This is a genomic window from Lacrimispora sp. BS-2 (assembly GCF_040207125.1).
Lineage (GTDB): Bacteria > Bacillota > Clostridia > Lachnospirales > Lachnospiraceae > Lacrimispora.
This window is the reverse complement of record NZ_CP157940.1, coordinates 4,445,378-4,464,585: the sequence shown is the minus strand read 5'-3', so window position 1 is coordinate 4,464,585 and position 19,208 is coordinate 4,445,378. Positions and strand designations below refer to the sequence as shown.

General features: G+C 43.7%; 23 protein-coding genes. 1 reads left to right on the top strand and 22 read right to left on the bottom strand.

The window, feature by feature from the left end; all coding sequences use genetic code 11:
• The first annotated feature begins 6 nt into the window (after positions 1-6).
• On the top strand, positions 7-633 hold the full coding sequence (locus ABFV83_RS20840; protein WP_349946673.1) for a late competence development ComFB family protein: 627 nt from the start codon (positions 7-9) through the stop codon (positions 631-633).
• On the opposite strand, the gene ABFV83_RS20835 is transcribed toward ABFV83_RS20840, so the two are convergent.
• The 22 genes from ABFV83_RS20835 to ABFV83_RS20730 form a co-directional block, all read right to left on the bottom strand.
• On the bottom strand, positions 630-1,910 hold the full coding sequence (locus tag ABFV83_RS20835) for an HDOD domain-containing protein (protein ID WP_349946671.1): 1,281 nt from the start codon (positions 1,908-1,910) through the stop codon (positions 630-632). The two genes, ABFV83_RS20840 and ABFV83_RS20835, sit on opposite strands and share 4 nt — an antisense overlap.
• A 4-nt stretch (positions 1,911-1,914) precedes the next feature.
• On the bottom strand, positions 1,915-2,823 hold the full coding sequence (locus ABFV83_RS20830; RefSeq protein WP_349946669.1) for a chemotaxis protein: 909 nt from the start codon (positions 2,821-2,823) through the stop codon (positions 1,915-1,917).
• Positions 2,824-2,906: 83 nt separating this feature from the next.
• Positions 2,907-3,389, bottom strand: coding sequence for a chemotaxis protein CheD (locus tag ABFV83_RS20825; RefSeq protein WP_349946667.1), 483 nt, complete (start codon positions 3,387-3,389; stop codon positions 2,907-2,909).
• Positions 3,382-4,008 carry a chemotaxis protein CheC gene (locus tag ABFV83_RS20820; RefSeq protein ID WP_349946665.1) on the bottom strand — a complete coding sequence of 209 codons (627 nt, stop codon included), beginning with the start codon at positions 4,006-4,008 and terminating at the stop codon, positions 3,382-3,384. Before ABFV83_RS20820 ends, ABFV83_RS20825 begins: the two co-directional genes overlap by 8 nt.
• 30 nt (positions 4,009-4,038) lie before the next feature.
• Entirely contained in the window at positions 4,039-4,815 is a 777-nt protein-coding gene (locus ABFV83_RS20815; RefSeq protein WP_349946664.1) for a flagellar hook-basal body protein, read from the bottom strand.
• Between the two features lie 13 nt (positions 4,816-4,828).
• Positions 4,829-5,632 (bottom strand): flagellar hook-basal body protein, encoded by an 804-nt coding sequence (locus tag ABFV83_RS20810; protein WP_349946662.1) that lies wholly within the window; start codon positions 5,630-5,632, stop codon positions 4,829-4,831.
• A gap of 18 nt (positions 5,633-5,650) precedes the next feature.
• Positions 5,651-6,424, bottom strand: a complete 774-nt coding sequence (locus tag ABFV83_RS20805) for a FliA/WhiG family RNA polymerase sigma factor (RefSeq protein ID WP_349946660.1) — start codon at positions 6,422-6,424, stop codon at positions 5,651-5,653.
• A 35-nt stretch (positions 6,425-6,459) separates the two neighbouring features.
• A complete protein-coding gene (gene flhA / locus ABFV83_RS20800; protein WP_349946658.1) occupies positions 6,460-8,532 on the bottom strand; it encodes a flagellar biosynthesis protein FlhA in 2,073 nt (690 codons plus the stop codon).
• Between the two features lie 40 nt (positions 8,533-8,572).
• Complete coding sequence (flhB, locus tag ABFV83_RS20795; protein WP_349946656.1) at positions 8,573-9,634, bottom strand: flagellar biosynthesis protein FlhB; 1,062 nt, start codon at positions 9,632-9,634, stop codon at positions 8,573-8,575.
• A gap of 24 nt (positions 9,635-9,658) precedes the next feature.
• Positions 9,659-10,420, bottom strand: a complete 762-nt coding sequence (gene fliR / locus ABFV83_RS20790) for a flagellar biosynthetic protein FliR (protein ID WP_349946654.1) — start codon at positions 10,418-10,420, stop codon at positions 9,659-9,661.
• A 70-nt stretch (positions 10,421-10,490) separates the two neighbouring features.
• The gene (locus ABFV83_RS20785) at positions 10,491-10,751 is read right to left on the bottom strand and encodes a flagellar biosynthetic protein FliQ (RefSeq protein ID WP_054741974.1); all 261 of its coding nucleotides are present in this window, start codon (positions 10,749-10,751) and stop codon (positions 10,491-10,493) included.
• A 15-nt stretch (positions 10,752-10,766) separates the two neighbouring features.
• The gene (fliP, locus tag ABFV83_RS20780; protein ID WP_349946652.1) at positions 10,767-11,429 is read right to left on the bottom strand and encodes a flagellar type III secretion system pore protein FliP; all 663 of its coding nucleotides are present in this window, start codon (positions 11,427-11,429) and stop codon (positions 10,767-10,769) included.
• Between the two features lie 9 nt (positions 11,430-11,438).
• Positions 11,439-11,789: a flagellar biosynthetic protein FliO gene (locus ABFV83_RS20775; RefSeq protein ID WP_349948960.1), complete on the bottom strand. Its 351-nt coding sequence runs from the start codon at positions 11,787-11,789 to the stop codon at positions 11,439-11,441.
• 26 nt (positions 11,790-11,815) lie between these two features.
• A complete protein-coding gene (gene fliN / locus ABFV83_RS20770) occupies positions 11,816-13,111 on the bottom strand; it encodes a flagellar motor switch protein FliN (RefSeq protein ID WP_349946650.1) in 1,296 nt (431 codons plus the stop codon).
• Between the two features lie 49 nt (positions 13,112-13,160).
• The gene (flgC, locus tag ABFV83_RS20765; RefSeq protein WP_349946648.1) at positions 13,161-13,607 is read right to left on the bottom strand and encodes a flagellar basal body rod protein FlgC; all 447 of its coding nucleotides are present in this window, start codon (positions 13,605-13,607) and stop codon (positions 13,161-13,163) included.
• A 23-nt stretch (positions 13,608-13,630) separates the two neighbouring features.
• Positions 13,631-13,990, bottom strand: a complete 360-nt coding sequence (locus ABFV83_RS20760) for a response regulator (RefSeq protein ID WP_349946647.1) — start codon at positions 13,988-13,990, stop codon at positions 13,631-13,633.
• A 48-nt stretch (positions 13,991-14,038) separates the two neighbouring features.
• Positions 14,039-15,058, bottom strand: coding sequence for a FliM/FliN family flagellar motor switch protein (locus tag ABFV83_RS20755; protein ID WP_349946645.1), 1,020 nt, complete (start codon positions 15,056-15,058; stop codon positions 14,039-14,041).
• 22 nt (positions 15,059-15,080) lie between these two features.
• Entirely contained in the window at positions 15,081-15,848 is a 768-nt protein-coding gene (locus ABFV83_RS20750) for a flagellar motor protein MotB (RefSeq protein WP_349946644.1), read from the bottom strand.
• A gap of 83 nt (positions 15,849-15,931) precedes the next feature.
• The gene (locus ABFV83_RS20745; RefSeq protein ID WP_349946642.1) at positions 15,932-16,738 is read right to left on the bottom strand and encodes a MotA/TolQ/ExbB proton channel family protein; all 807 of its coding nucleotides are present in this window, start codon (positions 16,736-16,738) and stop codon (positions 15,932-15,934) included.
• A 33-nt stretch (positions 16,739-16,771) separates the two neighbouring features.
• A complete protein-coding gene (locus ABFV83_RS20740) occupies positions 16,772-16,975 on the bottom strand; it encodes a flagellar FlbD family protein (protein WP_349946640.1) in 204 nt (67 codons plus the stop codon).
• 63 nt (positions 16,976-17,038) lie between these two features.
• A complete protein-coding gene (locus ABFV83_RS20735; protein ID WP_349946638.1) occupies positions 17,039-18,736 on the bottom strand; it encodes a flagellar hook-basal body complex protein in 1,698 nt (565 codons plus the stop codon).
• A gap of 81 nt (positions 18,737-18,817) precedes the next feature.
• Positions 18,818-19,192 (bottom strand): TIGR02530 family flagellar biosynthesis protein, encoded by a 375-nt coding sequence (locus tag ABFV83_RS20730; protein ID WP_349946636.1) that lies wholly within the window; start codon positions 19,190-19,192, stop codon positions 18,818-18,820.
• Between the last annotated feature and the right edge of the window lie 16 nt (positions 19,193-19,208).

Below are 19,208 nucleotides of genomic sequence, written 5' to 3'. Positions count from 1 at the left end.
TCAATTATGGCCAGAAAAAGCAGTAAAACAGCTCATGTTATGAATCTGTTAGCAGGGGAAGAGGCTGAATCCTCAAAAGAAGAGGCTGCCAGGGAAAATCTTGCAGCCAGGCAAACCTCCGATTCCACAGAAAAAATCAGGGAACTTACTGATTCAAATCAGCCGCCTTCTCCCCCGACTCCTATTTCTATTATAGACATGTCCTCTTCTGCTCCAGACCCGGTAGCAGAATTGATCAGGGAACAGTTAGAAGAAGCGGAGAAAACGGAGGATATAGAGGATATGGGAGAGACGGAAAACGCTCCTGACCTGGAGGCTCCAGCTCTTGACCAGGGAGCAGAACCTAAGGTCCCGGAACCATTGATTCCACCATTTCAATATTTGAATGTTATGGAACACATCATAAAAAATACGGCACCAGAATACATGGATAAATTTGATGTATGCAGTTGTGAGCGGTGCACTGCCGATGTAACGGCCCTGACTCTGTCCCATCTGCCTCCCAAATATATTGTTGCGGAGCAAGCCACCGCTTCTCCTCTTTTAAACTTTTATTCCACCCGCTTTTCCCAGCAGGTGGTTGTAGAATTAACCAAAGCTTGCTCTACGGTAAAAGAAAACCCACACCATTAGGTGTGGGCTTCTTTTATTACATTCTCTGATTCCCGGTCTCCGTTGCTTATAACCCCTTCCCATATCTCATTTACCGTTTCCACACAATCCATATAGGTTTGCGCCAGCAAAGAAGAAGGAATACCTAATTCATTTGACAGGGATTTTACTGCTTTCCAGTCCGCATTTTCATAGCTGAGAATGAGTTTGTAAAGTGCTCCGCATATCCCTTCCTGGCTAAGAAGTGCATCCTTAATCTCCTGGGCTACCGGTACTTCTTCCAGTATTTCCTCCAAAGGCGCATCAATCATGTACTGCAGGGTCGAGAACATTCCCATCATATAAACCTCTGACCGGATAATGGGCAGGTCCTCGATGTAGTCGGAAAGGACCATCGCGTAATTAGCCCGAAGGAAGGACAGCTTCATCATGGCCTCACGGGACTCATCACTTTCAAAATCATTGTTAAAGCTTAAAAGATATACCCATTGCTTTAACTGGCTGATTCCCATGGTCACCAGCGCCTGGCGGATGGATGACACCCGTCTTCGCAGGGCAAAATATGCGGAATTCACGATTTTAAGAAGAGCGTAGCTTAACGCCGCATCATGGCTTATGACCTCTTCTATCCGTTCAATATCCGGTTCATCTTTCGATACCTCCACAACAAGCTGGAAGAAATTCCCTTCCAGGAATTCCAGCCGCTTTACTTTCCTGGCCATGGCCTCTGCCACATAACTGCCTTCCGCATAGTCAGCACCGACTTCCATGGCAAGCTCATAATCCTCCTTGGTATTGACTCCGGTTGCAATGCATTTCTTATCAAAGCCTTTCATGGTATTGATCAGATTATTTAAGGAAATCCGTTCTCTTCCTTCGTGTTTGCTGCTGATATCCACTTTTATGTAGGTAACATAATCCAGCATGGCAAAATACTTGGGAGAGAACTGGAAATCATTGATGGCAAATACATAGCCTTCTGTGCGGTATTTTTTGATTATGGTGGGTGATAAGGGATGGATCATTACATGATCTTCAATTTGAATAATTAATTTATCCTTATCAAAAATTTTCGGCATATTACGAAACAACAAAGAAGGAGTAAATGTTACAAATGTAAGTTTATCCTGGAAAATCCTTTCGGTGTTCTGCATAAGAAAACCTGCAATGGTATCTGCCGCCGCCACGTCGGAACTGTTATACAGGGCGTCATAATCCTTTTGAAACAGCACCTCGTAGCCGATGATCTTATCCTCCTCAAGTGCCTTAATAGGCTGCCGGGTGACATATCTATCCATTCTTTTACCTCCTTTGAAGCAAATGGTCGATCACTTCTACCAGATGTCCGATTTCCGGTTTGGACAACTGCTCATCTGCACCCAGCTGTTTTCCTTTGATCATTAATTCATCATTGATCATGGAAGAAAAGATAATAACCGGGATATGCTGTAAGGCCATATTTTCCTTAATCAGCTTTGTCAGATGGTGGCCATCCATTTTCGGCATTTCGATGTCTGTAATAATCAGGTTAACCTTTTTATCAAGATCCGAATCGTTACGAATCTCATTTAGGTAGTCCCACGCTTCCTGCCCGTTATTCTTAAAAGTCAGGTTATTGTAGCCTGCTTTCCTGAGTGAGGTTTCTATCATCCTGGTCAACAGAATGGAATCCTCTGCAATGAGGATTGGACTTTCATTTTTTTCCCTGTCTTCAAATCTGGTAATCTCCTCCAGCTGGATCCCTGTTTCCGGAGCAATTTCCGCTACAATTTTTTCAAAATCCAGGATTGTCACCAGATCACCGCCACATTGGGCAATACCTGTTGCCACTCCTTCCTCCCCCCGGCTGATGGTATTGTCCGGCTTCTGTATATCCTCCCATGAAATGCGGCTTATTCCCACCACGCTGTGAACACGGAAAGCAATATGCAGCTTGTTAAAGTTGGTAATAATGAATAAATCTTTTGGCTGCTGCTCCGTTTTTCTTCCTGTCAGGTAATAAGGAAGGTCAATTACAGTGAGAAGGATTTCTCTGGGCTTAAATATTCCCTCCACAGAAGGGTGAGCATGAGGAATGGGCTTTACTTTATCTGACATCATGATTTCACGTACTTTTGCTACATTAATGCCATATAATTCACCGTAAATGGTAAATTCCATTATTTCGATCTCATTGGTTCCTGACTCTAACAAAATCTCTGTTTCTGCCATACTTCTTCTCCTTTATCTCAATATAATCCGGCAAAAACATCTGCCTAATAAAATATCGGCATATTTCTTCCGGTTCATAATGTTTACAAGTCAATTTCCGCCCTACCGTAAGTCCTGATTCTGACGCCTCCTGTACTCACATCAAAAGTCATGGTCCGTGCGTAATTTTCTCCCACATCTTCAGCCACAAGGCGGATTCCCTCTGAACGAAGAATCTGCTTCACGCTGACAATATTACGGGCGCCGATATTACCAAGAGCACTTTTTCCCTGTAATTCAAACATCTTGGCTCCTCCGGCAATCTTAGCAATCAATCTGGGCTTTCTGGCTCCCATGATTTCTATCTTACGCAGTGTCTCAGCCAGTCCGGTATCTGCGTATTTAAATATATTCCCATCACCTGAACCGAATACCTCAGGAAGCATAATATGTACCAAAGCTCCTAACTTGATCATTGGATCATACAAACTGATCCCAATGCAGGAACCAAGGGCATAAGTGATTAAAATTCCCTCCTGCCTGGCAAACTTCATGTCTGCGATTCCAACCGTCAGATTTTTATCCATTGATTATCCCCAGCTTTTCCATTAAAAAGTTCAATGACTGAATTTCCGGCATCATCAGAAGATCACTGTGGAGCACCTTACCACCTATGATAAACTGGCCGCTGATCATCATCATTTTATCCGTCTGATAGCCAAATTCCACCATAGGCACGCTTAAAATTCCGCCCAGCATATTTACTGCTATATCAGGAACAGACAAATTAATGGAAACGTCACTGAGGGAGGAGATTGCATTGACGTAAGAAGATATGATAATATTTCCCACCTCTTCCAGTGCAGAGGTTTCCAAAACGTTTAGCTGATAATAATCTTCAATTTCCTCCTGCATAAGACTGGATAAAACCTCGTTGATAAAATCCAACTTAAGGACAAACAGCATCAGGCCGTTGATCTCTCCAGACATCTTTACCAATATAGCCGCCACAATTTCTTCCGGGTCTCCCAAAAATTTAATGGCATCATTATAACCGAGAATCTGCACATCCGGAAGAGTCATGCGCACAGCCTTTCCCAACATGGAGGAAAGAGCTGTGGCTGAATTTCCTGTGCCTATACTGCCTATCTCCCGGATTAAGTCCAGCCCTAATCCACTCATTTCATCGTAACGTGTTATCTTCATGATATTACCCTCCTTCCTGATAAACTATCCTCAGCCTTGCCGAAGTGTATTTATGGTTGTTTCAATTTCATCGGAGGTCTGCACCATTTTAAGAGAGTAAGAATATGCTCTCTGTGCCTCCATCATTCTGGTCATTTCTTTGGCAAAATCCGTGCCGGACACCTCCTCGGCACCTTTGACTACCGTTGCCTTTTCAAGCAGAATGGGAGCTCCGTTTTTTTCCGTTACAGCGTATTCGTTATTTCCTATGTTAGAAATACCGTCTCTCCTTGCAAAGGTATACACACCTATGGCTTTCGGATCATGCTCATCTTCTTCCAGTTCTTCTTCCTCTTCCTCAATTTCCTCCTCTTGTCCGGGATAAACAGCCGGCTTGACCGGATATGAAATTTCCTGCTGGTCCATGTTTAAGACTCTCTTTCCTGAAGAATTCACCAGATAATAATTATCTCCCATCATGGAAAGCTGAAAGTGTCCGTCCCTGGAATAGGTAATGGCCCCTGTAACCGGGTCCTTTAACATGAAAAAGCCTTCTCCCTCTATGGCGTAGTCGTTCTCAAGCCCTGTTTCCCGATAAGGCATATCAGTCATATCTGACTTGACGAGGTCTACTCTGGTTCCACTGCCCATTTTAGCCGCATTGCCGCCCTGAGTACTTCTTGCCTGGGCATAAATCAGATCAGAAAACACACTGTACTGAGGTTTAAAGCCTGTTGTATTTACATTAGCAATATTATTAGATACCACATTAAGCTTTGTCTGCTGATTTAAGGCACCCAAAGCTCCAATATAAAAAGACTGGTTCATCTGCTCTTCCCCCTTATATTCTGCCTATATCACTGGCCACCTTGCCCATAAGCTGGTCATATATACGAAGTACCTGGGCAGCACTTTGAGTCGCTCTTTGGCTGGTGATCATTTGGGTCATCTCTTCAATAGGATCAATATTGGACCGTTCCAGTGACTTCCACTGGATTCCTCCATCCACTCCATTACCCGCAGCAGTCGTGGTAAAAACGCCATTGTCTCCCTTTACAAGCTGGGAGTAATCATTAAAGTCCACAACGCGGAGTTTTCCCAAGAGAACCGGTTCCTGTTCCTCCGTATTCCCGTCGTCCTCTCCGGTTCCCTGTCCCTTTATAGGCATTTCATAAATATTGCCTGACTGATCCACCATAATATGATCTGAGGGAAGTTCAATGGGATTTCCGTCTTCTCCAATTACCCTGCCCCGGGAACCTAAAGAAAGATATCCATCTTCATCAGTAGTAAATGAACCGTTTCTTGTATAAACCTGATTTCCTGCAGAATCCTGAATGACAAAGAATCCTGGCTTTGTCAAAGCAAAATCCAGGTTTCCTCCGGTTTCCTCTACCGCCCCCTGATTATAGCTGGTCACTGTACTTCTGGAAGCACGTATCATTGATACGGACCCAATCTGAACAGGATTGCTTTTGTCGCGGTTTCCGCTCCGGTAAAGCATTTCTTCCCGAAACGTAGTGCTGACCATGCGGTCTGGTTTATACCCCGGTGTTGCACTATTGACCATATTGTTTCCGATTACATTTAAGTTTCTGGTCTGATACAGCATTCCTGATGCCAGATTATAGAATCCTTGAAACATTTCATTTCTCCCTTCTTGCTACTCATTTATGAAATTAGTCAGATTCAATCTGAGCTTTTGAAGCGCATTGGAATGAATTTGGGAGATTCTGGGTTCACTGACGTTCATGATCTGCGCAATCTCCCTCATATTTAATTCGTCCATATAGTACAATGAGATAACCTTTTGTTCATTTTCTTTTAAATCATTTATGGCGGAAACCAAAATCTCCTTAAACTCCTTCTGGAGATAATGATTCTCAGGCTGGTCATGTTCGCTCATTGACGGAAGCTGCATTGACTTTTTATCATCACTTCCCACCTCCAGGACCATGTCCAGGGAAATGACGCTGTAAACATTTGTCTTGCCAAGAGTCTCCTGGTATTTTTCCATGGTGATGTCCATATAATCCGCTGTTTCCTTTGAAGTAGGAAAACGGCCCAGACGGTTGCACAATTCTACTACCGCATTATCCATCATTTTCGCGTTTTTTCTTACGCTTCTGGGAATCCAATCCTGCTTTCTCGCCATATCAATAACCATTCCACGAATCCGCTTGGAAATGTATGTTTCAAACTTTACGTTTAATTCCGGATCAAACTTTTCGATTCCGCTCATAATCGTCAATACGCCTTCATTGACAATATCCTCCACCTGTGCAAAACTTAAATATACGTCCCGCATCTGGAGAGATATGTTCCTGACCATATTTATATACCGCATCACCAGTTCATGCTTGACCCTGATGTCTTTTGTTCTCTTGTATTTAATTAATAAATCTTCATTGGTATATTGGCTTAAATCCTGTTCCATTCCGACTAACACTGCCTTTCTGTAACAAAATCCGGTCAAAGGGTAATATTCCCGATTGCCTGAATCTGAATATTATTTGCAATCTCATTAAAGGAAAGGACATATACATTGGGATAAAACTGCTCAATCAACCGATAGAAATAAAGCCTGACAACCTGGCTTGTAAGAACCACCGGCTTCTGCTCCAAATCTGTGAATTTCTTCATCTGTTCTCCCACTTGTCCAATTACAGACTGCATCACATCCGGGCTGAGGGCCAGATAGATGCCCTGTTCTCCTTTTGCCATACTGCCTATAATATTTTTTTCCAGTTCTGCATCCAGGGTGAGTACCTTCATCTGTCCTCCTTCGCAGAACATTCTGGTTATGGTTCTCTTTAAAGCAATTCTGATGTTTTCTGTGATCACATCCATATCCCTGGTGGTCGGAAGAGAATCTGCTATGGTTGCCAGAATCGTTTCCATGTCTTTGACTGGAACCCCTTCCTTCAATAGATTAATGAGAATTTTCTGAATGCCGCCATATGTAAACTGGTTGGGAAACAGTTCGTCCACCAGCTCCGGAGAATGCTTCTTCACATTTTCCAGTAACTGCATGACTTCCTGCCGTCCTAACAGCTCATAAGCGTGCTGCCTGATGGTCTCTGATAAATGAGTCAACATGACAGAAAGTGGATCAATAACGGTATAACCGTAAATTTCTGCCATTTCCTTGTTTTCCGGCCGGATCCATTTACTGGGAATTCCATAAGCCGGCTCCACAGTTTCAATTCCGTCTACTTCGCCGGAAAGAGAGGGTGGTTCCAATGCCAGATAATAATCTACCAATATTTCTCCTCTGGATACCTCTTCGCCTCTGATCTTTATGACATACTGGTTTGTGTTTAAACTGGAACTGTCCCTGAGCCTGACAGAGGGAATGACAAGCCCCATGTCCTGTGCATACTGCCTTCTGAAAATAACGATCCGGTTGATCATCTTCCCACCGCTGCTCTCGTCGATCAGAGGGATCAGACTATAGCCAAATTCCATCTCAATAGGTTCTACGTTAATGAGAGCATAAACATTGTTCACATCCCGGTAGTAGGACTCCTCATCGGAAGGTGCCTGTGCCGTTTCTTCGGGCGCGGCCATGGTTGCCGCCATTTCCGGAAGACCGGAGGCTGACAGGCGAACCCTCTGTCCTAACTGATAACCGGTTATAATAAGAACCGCTGCCATAACTGCCAACTGAATCTTAGGCATTCCAGGTACCAGCATTAACACGATCATTACGAAACCAGTGAGCATGATAGCCCTTGGCTGGGCCATAAACTGGCTGGATACGTCATCATTTAACGTGCCTTCTGATACGGCTCTTGTTACTACCATACCGGTAGCCGTAGCGATCAGAAGGGAAGGAACCTGGGAAACAAGCCCATCACCCACCGTAGCAATGGAATAAATGGACATTACCTGGCCAAACTCCAGATTTGACTGCACCATACCGATAATGGCGCCTCCAATAAAGTTAATGGCAGTTGTGATCAGGGACATGATGGCATCTCCCTTTACAAACTTCGTGGCACCATCCATGGCTCCGTAGAAATCCGCTTCCTTCTGAACCTTATACCGTCTCAGCTTTGCTTCCTGTTCATTGATCAGACCGGAGCTTAAATCCGCGTCAATTGCCATCTGCTTACCGGGCATGGCGTCTAAGGTAAACCTGGCCGCAACTTCTGATACACGTTCCGTACCCTTTGTAATAACCAGGAAGTTTACCAGAACGATAATGAGGAATATGATAAAACCAACTACAACATTTCCCTGCAAGACGAAATCACCGAAGGCTTTGATTACCTGTCCTGAGGACCCCTGATTGGCCAAAATATTTCTCGTTGAAGACACATTCAGACCCAGACGCAGCAGGGTTGTCACTAAAAGCAGGGCCGGAAAGATGGAAAATTCCAAAGGCTCCTTTATGTTCATGGTTATCAGCAGGATAATCATGGAAAGGGAAATATTTATAATAATCATTACGTCCACAAAAAACGGAGGCAATGGAATAATCAATAGAAGTACGATCAAAATGACAAATACTACTACAGAATTTTTCAGTAAAGTCTTCATTCTTTTACACCATTTCTTTCAGTTTCTCTGCTGTTTTTCTTTATTCTATGATCTTGTTATTCATGCGGTATACATACACCAGAATTTCAGCGACCATACCGTAGTATTCAGAAGGAATCTCAGCCCCAACCTGGGTGGCGGCAAAAATGCCTCTTGCCAACGGTTTATTTTCAATCACATATACCCCATGTTCCTCGCCTATAGCCACAATCCTCAAGGCCAGTTCATCCTGGCCCTTGGCAAGCAGAACGGGAGCATTGTCCTTCTCTATGTCATAGCGCAGAGCCACCGCATAATGGGTGGGGTTACGTATGATCACGTCTGCTTCAGGAACCGACTGCATCATCCTGGAACGGGCCCTCTCTCTTTGGAGATTACGGATACGCCCCTTGATCTCAGGATTTCCTTCCGTCTGCTTGAATTCCTCTTTTAAGTCCTGCTTTGACATTCTGATCTGACGCTCATAATCCCACCGCTGATAAAAGAAGTCAAAACCGGCAACGGCCAGGAATATAAGTGAAACCCTGAATACCATATCCATAATGGCATTCAGCACATACATCGCAGATTCTTTTAAGTCCATATCAATGGTTCTTGCAATTGGCCTTAAATCTCCTTTTATGATCTGGAACAAGATGATTCCCAGTATGATAATCTTCAGCAAATTTTTTAAAAGCTCTATCAGGCTTTTTATTGAAAATAAATTTTTAATTCCCTGAATGGGGTTGAGCCGGCTGAACTTAGGGGCTAAATTGCTTTTTGTAATCAAAAATCTTGTTTGTACCCCGGTTCCCAGTACAGCCAGTACAATACCTGCCAAAAGAATGGGAAGAGCCGCTTTTAAAATTGCCCACGCTGTATCTCCAAAAATTCCGGCGGAAAAATCAGACAGATTCTCTACCCCGGGAGCCAGACTCAAATATTTTATCATATAATCCCGTATGGTCCGGTACATGAAAGGAAATAACATTTTCAGCAGCACGAAAGTTCCAAGCAGGGAAGCTATCATGACCACATCCTTACTGATGGCAACATGACCCTTTTTTCGTTCATCCCGCCGTTTTTTCGGTGAGGCCTTTTCGGTTTTTGAAGGATCTTGCATTGCCGTTCATCACATCCTTTGCATTTATAAAAGTCTGATTATATCCTGAACTGTTAAAAGCATCTGGCTTATCATACCGCTTACATAATCCGTCATAGGAGAAAACAGAAAAATCAGCATAATGAAACCAATTACGATCTTTGCCTGTATGTTTACAACAAACACATTAATCTGGGGGATTATTTTCATTAAAACCCCGACAGCGATCTCCGTTAAGTATTCAATGGCAACGATAGGAAATGCAAACTTAACCGCCATAACTATGCACTGGATAAAAACTTCCAGCATTGCCCACGCCACACGGCTCCCGAAAACAACCTGACCGTAAGGAACTATTTCTGCAGATTTTATGAGAAGCTTAAACAGTGCCAGATGACCATTCACCGCAAAAAACAACAGTATAAAATACGCCTGATAAAGGGTTCCTGTAAGAGCGATCTGAGCGTTGGTCTGAGGGTCATAGATCATTGCCATGGACATACCCATCTGAAAATCCATGACTGACCCTGCAAATGTAATGACCATAAGAAATAATTCCATAACGAAGCCAATGGCAAACCCAACGGCAAACTCTTTTAAAAGAAGTACTGCAAATTCAATGGAATTTACAGGCTCTGGCACCTGAGCCGAGGAAAAAGAATAAATCAACAGCGTAAATACCATGATCATACCGCCCTTGACCTGTGCCGGAATATTTCTTCTGCCCAAAATGGGGTTTAAAAGAATAAAACCTGACATTCTCATAAAAATAAGAGAAAACAGCATTACCTGTCCTATTTCCAGCATCTAAACCTTCCTCTCCTCTTCTTTTTCCATGTCTTTCGGCCATCATGAGACCCTGGAAATTGTTTCATGCTCATTTCAGCATGGTATTAAAAATATTGATAGTAAAATCACTGAGAGTGGTCATCATATGATCACCCATTATCAAAAGTATCAGGCCTATAACAATCAGCTTCGGAACAAAGGTAATCGTTTGCTCGTGAATCTGAGTCGCCGCCTGCACAATGGAAATAATGATTCCGATAATCATGCTGACAATAAGCGCCGGACCGGCCAGCTTGACCACCAGCCCGAATAACTCATACATCAGGCTGTTTACTGCAACATCCGTCATCTTTTATCCCTCCTGTCAGTAATGGAAGCTGTTAACCAAATTAGAAAACAGCAGCTCCCATCCATTAACCGTTACAAACAACAGTAGTTTAAACGGAAGTGAAATCATAGCCGGCGGAAGCATGACCATACCCATGGACATCAAGGTACTGGACACAATGATATCCACCAGTAAAAACGGCAGAAAAATCATAAATCCCGCTGTAAAGGCCCGCTCCAGCTCTGAGGTCATAAATGACGGAATGATTACTGTCATTGGAAGTTCCTCAACATTCTCCGGTTTGTCGGTTTTGGACAAATCAATAAACAAATTCAGTGTGTCCGTCTTCGTCTGCTTGAGCATAAACCGCTTCATAGGAACTGCCGCCCGGTCAAGTGCCTCTTTCTGGCTTATCTCCTCCCTGATGTAAGGCTGGTAAGCATTGGCATTCACATCCTTTATCACCGGATCCATAATGAACAGTGTTAGAAATAATGCAATTCCAACCAGCACCATATTGGGAGGACTCTGCTGAACGCCCATGGCATTTCTGGTAAAAGATAAGACAATGATAATCCTCGTGAAGGACGTCATCATCACCAGGATCGATGGCAGCAGGGAAATGATGGTCAAAATGAGGAAAACCTCCAGAGTCGGCACCCGGCCGCCATTAATATTAATCAAGGCATCTGTATTCATGGTTCCTCCTTACACATCATCCCTGTGTCTGTCTGTGTATTTTTTTAACAGTTTTTTAAAGCTTTCATACCCTTCCGCCCCGGTAAATGGGGTCTGGGCTGAAACTCCCTCTGGAATGTCTTCTTCCGAAAGTTCAGATAGAAGGGTTATCTGAGAAGAAGCAATGCCGATAAGATAATAGTGACTCCCTGCACGGACGATTGCTATCGCTTTATCCTGTCCCAGGGGAAGCCTGTCTAACATCTGCATGCAGGTTCCTCCCCGCTTCATCCCGACTCCTTTTCCAAGGCTTCTGGTAAATACATAGCTCAAATACAGAATGACTACGGTAAGGAGCAGCGCAGATAACAGACTGATCACGCTATTCAAATGCAGCCACTTCCTCTCTATTCTCCGCTTTTTTTAGTAATCTCTGTAATACGGATGCCAAAATTGTCATCTACAACCACCACATCGCCTTTCGCAATGCAGCGGCCATTTACATATAAATCAACCTGTTCTCCCGCCAGCTTATCAAGGATAACAAGGGACCCTTTGGTGAATTCAAGGATTTCCTTAACCAGCTTTCTGGTTCTGCCGATTTCAACAGACACCTCAAGGGGCACTCCCATGATAAGTTCCCGGTTTTCTTCCTGTTCCTCAAATCCAATTCCCCCGTCTTTTAAGCTGTTTTGGGGGATAGGTTTCACATTTATGGTTTTAGGTTCTGGAGATCCTGTCTTTTTCATATTTTGCTGTTCGCTTTGCAGCTGTGATATCATTTGTTGCATTTGACTCATCATCTGCTGCTGCATCTGTATCTGGCCCATCATCTGCTGTACTGCCATCTGGTTATCTCCTGTCATCTTCGGTATTTCATGACTTTCTAAAACCGTCTCCTTGTCGGCAGGCTGTACAGCATTTATCGGCTCCTCGCCTCCAAAGCTGCCTGACAACAGCTTTTCAATCTCTTCCTGAGATAAGACTCCGCCTGAAGACGGCTCCCTTAATTCCGTTTTCGTCTCAATGACTGGTTCAGAAATTGGCTTTGGTTCAGGAATTGGCTTTGGCTCCGGGATTGGCTTTGGTTCCGGAACCGGTTCCATCATTTCCTGGGGCAAGAATCCACTGACCAGGTCCTTTGCAAGATCAAGAGACATTACGTTAATAAATTCACTTTCCAACTGGTCCGCAATTTTTAAAGTAAATCCGACCACAACCATGAATTCTTCATTGTTATAATATTTTTCTTTGAAATCATTCACATCACCGATCTCAAAAGAGCTGGGTGTGGAAATATTAACGGTCTTGCCTAAAAACTCGGACAGTGCCGTAGCAGAAGCCCCCATCATCTGATTCATAACTTCACAGATGGCACTGATGTTCAGTTCATTTAATTCAAATTCTTCCTCCGGCGTTTCCATGCCCATGAGCATATCTACAATTACTTTTACATCATGCCTCTTTAAAAGCATTAGATTGCTTCCGCTAAGTCCTGCAATATATGTAATCTCCACCCCTACTGCCGGTTCCAGGTTTGAAATTTCAAATTCTTCCTTTGATAATACCTTTACCACCGGTGTGGTAATATCAACTCTGGCATTGAGCATGGTAGATACTGCAGTGGCCGAGGCACCAAGGCTTATATTCAGTATTTCACCTATGGCATCAATTTCAAATGCGCTAAAATTCTTTGAATCCATACAACTTTTCTCCCTTTATACTCATTAGCCCTCTATGCCAAGTCACGCCTTACTTTCCAATTTCCAATGCCTTGGAGGCCATCATCTTTATGGCATTAAATGCTGTTATGTTGGCCTCATAGGACCGGTATGCAGACATACTGTCTACTGTTTCTTTTAGCAAATCCACATTGGGCATCTGCACATAGCCGTTTTCATCCGCATCCGGATGTTCCGGATTGTAAACGGACTTAAAGGGACTGGTGTCTTCCACTATCTGTGAAACTCTGACACCTCCTGTGCTCTGCTGCCTGCTTATGCCGGCTGCATTCATCATAATTTTTCGGAAGTTATTCTCATTCCTGGATTCAAGCACCACCATTTTTCTTTGATATGGCCCACCTGCTTCCGTCCTCGTCGTATCAATATTCGCAATGTTCTCCGATGCAACATCCAGTCTAAGACGCTGGGCGGTCATTGCCGACGCACTTATGTTCATGGAACTTAAAAATGACATTTGTCCCCTCCTCTGCGGTAAAATTAACCGATAATACCTGTGACAGTTTTAAGAATCCTGTCCGGTTTAAAGGGCTTTACAATAAAATCCTTAGCACCTGATTTGATGGCTTCGATTACCATGCTCTCCTGTCCCATGGCAGAACACATAACAACCGCTGCTTCCGGGGATTTTGCCTTTATAGCCTTTAATGCTTCCAGACCATCCATGTTAGGCATTGTAATGTCCATGATTACAAGATCCGGATTGATTTCAGAAAACATCTGCACAGCCTGAGCTCCGTCAGACGCCTCGTATAAATCGGTATATCCATTTTTTGATAACGTATCCTTAATCATCATTCTCATAAACGCTGCATCATCTACCAATAATATTTTCGCCATTTTTTTGCATCTCCTTTATTATCCTTAATTCTTTATATAATCCCTGACTCAGCTTTCACCGGCCTGGTAATTTCCTTCTTCTACAAGACCTTCAACACGAACCGCTGTATTTCTTTTGTGAACACCTAATTGCCCCTTAAACCATGGCTGGTCTTCCACATACAGTTTGATGTCGGATTCCTTAGGCGTTCCTAAGTTGATGACATCTCCCACATGAAGATTATAAACATCATCCAGAGTAATGACAGACTCTCCTACCTTGGCTCGTATCATCAAGTCAGTTGCCCTGATGTTGTTTAAGATTTCAAGCTTCGTATCCTGGCTGTTCTCTTCATCTCCCATGGCACTGGCTCTTCGCTTATCTATAATGCTGAACGTGTTCATTAGGAGATTCCCCGGAATGCAGAGACTGAGCCTTCCAGAGCAGCCTTCCATTTCTACATCAATGACAACAATTACTATTGTTTCATCCACACCGATTTCCTGAAACATGCTGGGGTTTTCCTCCAGCCTGTCCAGCTCAAAATTTAAATTAATATAACTTGACCAGGAATCCTTTAATGGTGCTATTACATATTGGATCACTCTGCGGTATAAAGCCATCTCAATTTCCGTATAGGAATAGGACAAGCTAACATTGGTTTCCTTTCCTATGCCTCCAAGCATGCGGTCGATCAAACTAAGCATTAATGGCATACTTGCATTGATTAAAAGCGGCGGATTCTTGGAATGATCCGGCAAAGACACATTGACAAGGGTAAGGACATCATTATCGCTTAAGGCGTTACTGAATTCATAATACCGCTGCTCCTCTACCGTAACGACTGACAGTTCACTGGAAGTCCGAAACAGGCTGTTGATCTGGGAACCTGCAATCCTGGAATAATTGTCGAATATGCTGCCTAAAACTTTAAGCCTGTCTTTTGTAAACTTTTTAGGACTGTAAAAATCATATTTCCTATATTTTAATTCATCTTCTTTTTTTTCAATCTCCTGGCTCAGCTCATCTGTTCCCTGCAAGGAATTGAGCAGTGCATCAATTTGATTTTGGGATAATACTTCAGCCATTTGTTTCACTCCGCTTCATTTTTTAATTACCCGGCACGTTCTGATAATCCTGATATATCTGGTTGTAATACTCTTCCAGGGATTTTTCTACCGTATCATTCTTGGTTATCAATATTTCCACGCGGCGGTTCTGCGCCCTCCCATCTTCCGTATCAAAAGGCGCAATGGGACGGAACTGACCATAGCTGGCACTCACCAGTTTTTCCGGTGAAACAGCATGTCTGCTTTGGAGAAAGATGACAACCTCTGCGGAACGCTGAGCGGAAAGCATCCTGTCGTTTCGGATGTTGTTGGGTCTGTTGGGGTCTCCCTGGGAGGTGTGTCCCAATACCTGTACTTCTTTTATGGAAGAATCCACCTGCGTCATAGCAACAGCAAACTGTTCAAGGATGTCCTTGCCTTCCTGCCGGAGCACAGAACTGTCCCCGTCAAAAAATACTTTGTCGCGGAATGAGATAAAAGTGAAGCCGTCTCCGCGGGTAATTTCTACAGAATCCTGCATTCCTCTTTCTGAAACCATATCTTTCAGAGCCGTATACAGTGCGTCAAAATCCGTGACCTCTTCTTTTGCCGGATCTCCACGGAATTCCCGCTCGCTTTCATTAGCGTTGGACTCTATGCTTTCCAATGCACTAGGATTAAAGCTCTGCACCAGCTTCTTCCATTTGCTCTGATCCATAGAAGACATGGAATACAGAAGAACGAAAAAACACAGCAGCAGTGTAACCATGTCCCCATATGTATCCATCCAGCTTCCAGATTCCTCCGGCTGCTTATTTCTCTTTATCATACAACCACCTGTTTTTCTCTTTCCTACCCATGTTCTTTGGGATTAAGATATGCCCTTAAAGCACTCCCTCTTTGGTAATTCAATTACTCAGGATTTGCGCTTCCTTCTTCAGGTTTTTTCTTTGTGATCTTTCCCTGCTGCTTCTGAGACAGGTAAGATAACAGCTTTTCCTCCAGATACTTGGGGTTATCTCCAGCCTGAATGGACAAAACGCCTTCAATAATAATCTGCTTATACAAAACTTCTTCCTCATTCCGGATACGGAGCTTCTTACCCATGGGACTAAACAGCAGATGAGCCAGAACACAGCCGTAAAAGGTAGTGATCAAAGCCACAGACATGTCAGCACCAAGGCTGTTTGATCCATTTCCTGACATATCCATACTTTTTAGCATGTTAACCAATCCTACCAGCGTGCCAATCATTCCGAAAGCCGGTGCCACTCCTGCCCCCTTGTCATAGATACTGACATCCTGGTCGTGGCGGTCCATCATGGCTGCCACTTCACTTTCCAGCATCTCCCTGATCTTATCCGCATCCATGGCGTCTACGATCAACATCACGCTCTGTTTCAGAAAAGGATCCTTGATAGTCGCAGCCTGCTCTTCCAGCACCAAAAGTCCCTTTTTTCTTGCCGTCTTCGCCATATCCACCAGGGTGTGAATAACAGCTTCCGAATTGTACCGGTTGGAACTGATCATTATTCCGATGTGTTTTGGAATCTGCACCAGGGTTTTAAACGGAAAGCTGGCTATTAACGCTGCGGCTGTACCTCCCACAACAATGATAACACTGGGCATGTCCACAAAATTCATCAGCTTTTCCATGCCGATTCCGTAGATAATCAATATGATTCCCAGCACCCAGCCAACGATCAATGATACATCCATAAGTAACCTCCTATATTCCAGGCAGTGCCTGGATTAAACGTTCTTTTTCTGCGCGCGCGCATATATCTGAGCCTGGAATTCAATCACCCGGTCAATGATCTCATCAACACTTTCTTTTACCACATAATGCTTTCCATTGGCCAGTATAATATTGGACTCCGGTATGTTTTCAATCCGCTCAATCTGATTGCAATTGATTACAAATTCTTCATCATTCAGTCTCGTAAGACGAATCATGGCTCAACTCCTCTCATTGGGGGGAAGCGGCAGGCACCGCCTCCCCAAATCTACAATAGCTTATTACCGCTTAATATTAACCAGTTCTTCCAGCATCTGATCCGTAACTGTAATGATTTTTGAGTTGGCCTGGAATCCTCTTTGTGTAGTGATCATATCTGTCATCTCTGTAGCAAGGTCTACCTTTGCCATTTCCAGATAATTTCCCATGATTCGGCCCTGGACACCACCGGCTTCATAAATGCTTACACTGCCGGCATTAGCGCCTGGGACATAGTAATAACCTGTGGTCTTTTCCAGACCGCTGACATTCTGGACACCGGCTAAGGCGACCTTACCGATGATAACTGTAGCGCTGCCGTCAACAGAAGTACCTGCCAGGGTGCCGTCTTCCTTGATTGAGTAATTGCTTAACCTGGCAAGTTCATTCTCATTGCTTGATCCGGCATTCTCTACCTGAGTACTGGTCGAGCTGTTCTGGGCTGTTTCCAGCCGCTTTTCTGCTTCGGTTACTGCTGTTTGTGCTGCATCAGCGAAGGCCTTGGCTTTGTCGGCAGCTTGCTTTTTAGCATCCCGCCTTCCTTCCACAGATTCAGGTTCGATTTTGCTTAAGGCTGCCTGAAGGTCATCCAGGGCTTTTTTCTCTTCAGCAAATTTCTTTTTCTTGTCATCCAAGTCTGCCTGTGCCACATCTAATGCTGTCTTATTTGCAGTACTAGGATCAGCATTATAAGCTTTCAGTGCATCATCATAAACTTTGGAAGCATCTACCTGATTAGTAAAGGCTGTCTTATATTTCCCCCAGGCAGCAGCAATGTCACTAGCGCTGGTTGTCGAGTTATTCCGAAGCACCGCCTGTGCTACGATCAAATCATTTACAGTTTCTTCATATTTTATTTTCGCATCATTATATGCGGTCAACAAATCACCAGCCTTTGCCGGATCACTTTTACCATCCAGCCAATCCTTATAGGCTTTTTCCATGAGTACCTTAGATCCATTCTGCGGATCATAAACAGCGTCTGTTTTTGCCTTGATGCCCTGATTGTTATATTTGGTTTCATATTCGTCATTTACCGCAATATACTCTTCTCTTGCCTTCCCCAACTCCAGATTCAGCTTATTGAGATTGGCTCTTGCTCCCTCAAGCTCTTTCCTTGCTGCCTCCACCTTATTTACCGCATTCTTATCCCCTATGGCCGCTATTTCTGATGTCATAGGAATCCTTAAAGGTTTCAATGTAGTAGTATTAAATGTTCCCTGGGAAAGATCGCTTGTATTGGTATTTTCAAATCCATATATATAATTTCCTGAATCGTCAACCAGATATCCTTGATTATCCACATCAAACTTTCCTACTCTGGAAAGACTCAAGCCCTTGGAGGAAATAACATCCTTATCTTCCAGGGAAAAACCCTCTCCGTTTCCAACCATAGGACCTACAATATAAAACCCAGTACCATCAATATAGCAGTCAAGGCCTCTGGAAGAAGGTGACGGGCTTCCCATAGAAAAGTCATAGGTAATACTTCCTGTCGTCACGCCATACCCTACCTGATTGGCATTGGTGCCTCCGTAACCGCCGGCAGATGTGCTGCCCTTTGAACCGGCTGAGGTGTTCTGATACATGGTGTCTTTAAAGGACATGGTGCCTGCCTTAAATCCCCATGTATTCACGTTAGCTATATTATTACCGATAACATCCATTTTGGCCTGATGAGTTCTAAGACCTGCCACACCGGCAAACATTGATTTGACCATAGTTATTGTTCTCCTTCGTTTTTTTCGCCTTCCTCCTGCTGTCAATCGGACATACAGGAAAAGCCTCCATAAATGGTCCAGCTATAACAGGACGGCGCTGTCGATATTTGTAAAAATATTTTCTTTCATTTCATTGCCGGACATGGTTGTTACCACAGTATTATTGGGCACATTTACAATAAACGCTCCCTTGTCACTGATAATCACCACATCCTTTGCACCTTTGGAACGGGCTTTTTCCACTGCGGACTGCAAATCCTGTATAAATGAATCCGACATTTCAATTCCGCGCTGATTGACCCGCTCTGCTGCATGGCGAGAAAATTGAAGCCCTTCCTTTTCCTCAATTCTGTTTTGAAGTATCTCATTAAAGCTGCCTGCTGGTTTTGATATTGCGGCAGCATTCCGCAGCTTTAGCTGCCTTAGTTCCTCATGCTGGTTTATTTTACCTAGCATTAATCATCACCTGCGC

Excerpts from the sequence above, each read along its gene's own strand:
- ABFV83_RS20840 (WP_349946673.1), top strand. The coding sequence starts at position 7 with ATGGCCAGAAAAAGCAGTAAAACAGCTCATGTTATGAATCTGTTAGCA.
- ABFV83_RS20835 (WP_349946671.1), bottom strand. The coding sequence starts at position 1,910 with ATGGATAGATATGTCACCCGGCAGCCTATTAAGGCACTTGAGGAGGAT.
- ABFV83_RS20830 (WP_349946669.1), bottom strand. The coding sequence starts at position 2,823 with ATGGCAGAAACAGAGATTTTGTTAGAGTCAGGAACCAATGAGATCGAA.
- ABFV83_RS20825 (WP_349946667.1), bottom strand. The coding sequence starts at position 3,389 with ATGGATAAAAATCTGACGGTTGGAATCGCAGACATGAAGTTTGCCAGG.
- ABFV83_RS20820 (WP_349946665.1), bottom strand. The coding sequence starts at position 4,008 with ATGAAGATAACACGTTACGATGAAATGAGTGGATTAGGGCTGGACTTA.
- ABFV83_RS20815 (WP_349946664.1), bottom strand. The coding sequence starts at position 4,815 with ATGAACCAGTCTTTTTATATTGGAGCTTTGGGTGCCTTAAATCAGCAG.
- ABFV83_RS20810 (WP_349946662.1), bottom strand. The coding sequence starts at position 5,632 with ATGTTTCAAGGATTCTATAATCTGGCATCAGGAATGCTGTATCAGACC.
- ABFV83_RS20805 (WP_349946660.1), bottom strand. The coding sequence starts at position 6,424 with ATGGAACAGGATTTAAGCCAATATACCAATGAAGATTTATTAATTAAA.
- flhA (WP_349946658.1), bottom strand. The coding sequence starts at position 8,532 with ATGAAGACTTTACTGAAAAATTCTGTAGTAGTATTTGTCATTTTGATC.
- flhB (WP_349946656.1), bottom strand. The coding sequence starts at position 9,634 with ATGCAAGATCCTTCAAAAACCGAAAAGGCCTCACCGAAAAAACGGCGG.
- fliR (WP_349946654.1), bottom strand. The coding sequence starts at position 10,420 with ATGCTGGAAATAGGACAGGTAATGCTGTTTTCTCTTATTTTTATGAGA.
- ABFV83_RS20785 (WP_054741974.1), bottom strand. The coding sequence starts at position 10,751 with ATGACGGATGTTGCAGTAAACAGCCTGATGTATGAGTTATTCGGGCTG.
- fliP (WP_349946652.1), bottom strand. The coding sequence starts at position 11,429 with ATGAATACAGATGCCTTGATTAATATTAATGGCGGCCGGGTGCCGACT.
- fliN (WP_349946650.1), bottom strand. The coding sequence starts at position 13,111 with ATGGATTCAAAGAATTTTAGCGCATTTGAAATTGATGCCATAGGTGAA.
- flgC (WP_349946648.1), bottom strand. The coding sequence starts at position 13,607 with ATGTCATTTTTAAGTTCCATGAACATAAGTGCGTCGGCAATGACCGCC.
- ABFV83_RS20760 (WP_349946647.1), bottom strand. The coding sequence starts at position 13,990 with ATGGCGAAAATATTATTGGTAGATGATGCAGCGTTTATGAGAATGATG.
- ABFV83_RS20755 (WP_349946645.1), bottom strand. The coding sequence starts at position 15,058 with ATGGCTGAAGTATTATCCCAAAATCAAATTGATGCACTGCTCAATTCC.
- ABFV83_RS20750 (WP_349946644.1), bottom strand. The coding sequence starts at position 15,848 with ATGATAAAGAGAAATAAGCAGCCGGAGGAATCTGGAAGCTGGATGGAT.
- ABFV83_RS20745 (WP_349946642.1), bottom strand. The coding sequence starts at position 16,738 with ATGGATGTATCATTGATCGTTGGCTGGGTGCTGGGAATCATATTGATT.
- ABFV83_RS20740 (WP_349946640.1), bottom strand. The coding sequence starts at position 16,975 with ATGATTCGTCTTACGAGACTGAATGATGAAGAATTTGTAATCAATTGC.
- ABFV83_RS20735 (WP_349946638.1), bottom strand. The coding sequence starts at position 18,736 with ATGGTCAAATCAATGTTTGCCGGTGTGGCAGGTCTTAGAACTCATCAG.
- ABFV83_RS20730 (WP_349946636.1), bottom strand. The coding sequence starts at position 19,192 with ATGCTAGGTAAAATAAACCAGCATGAGGAACTAAGGCAGCTAAAGCTG.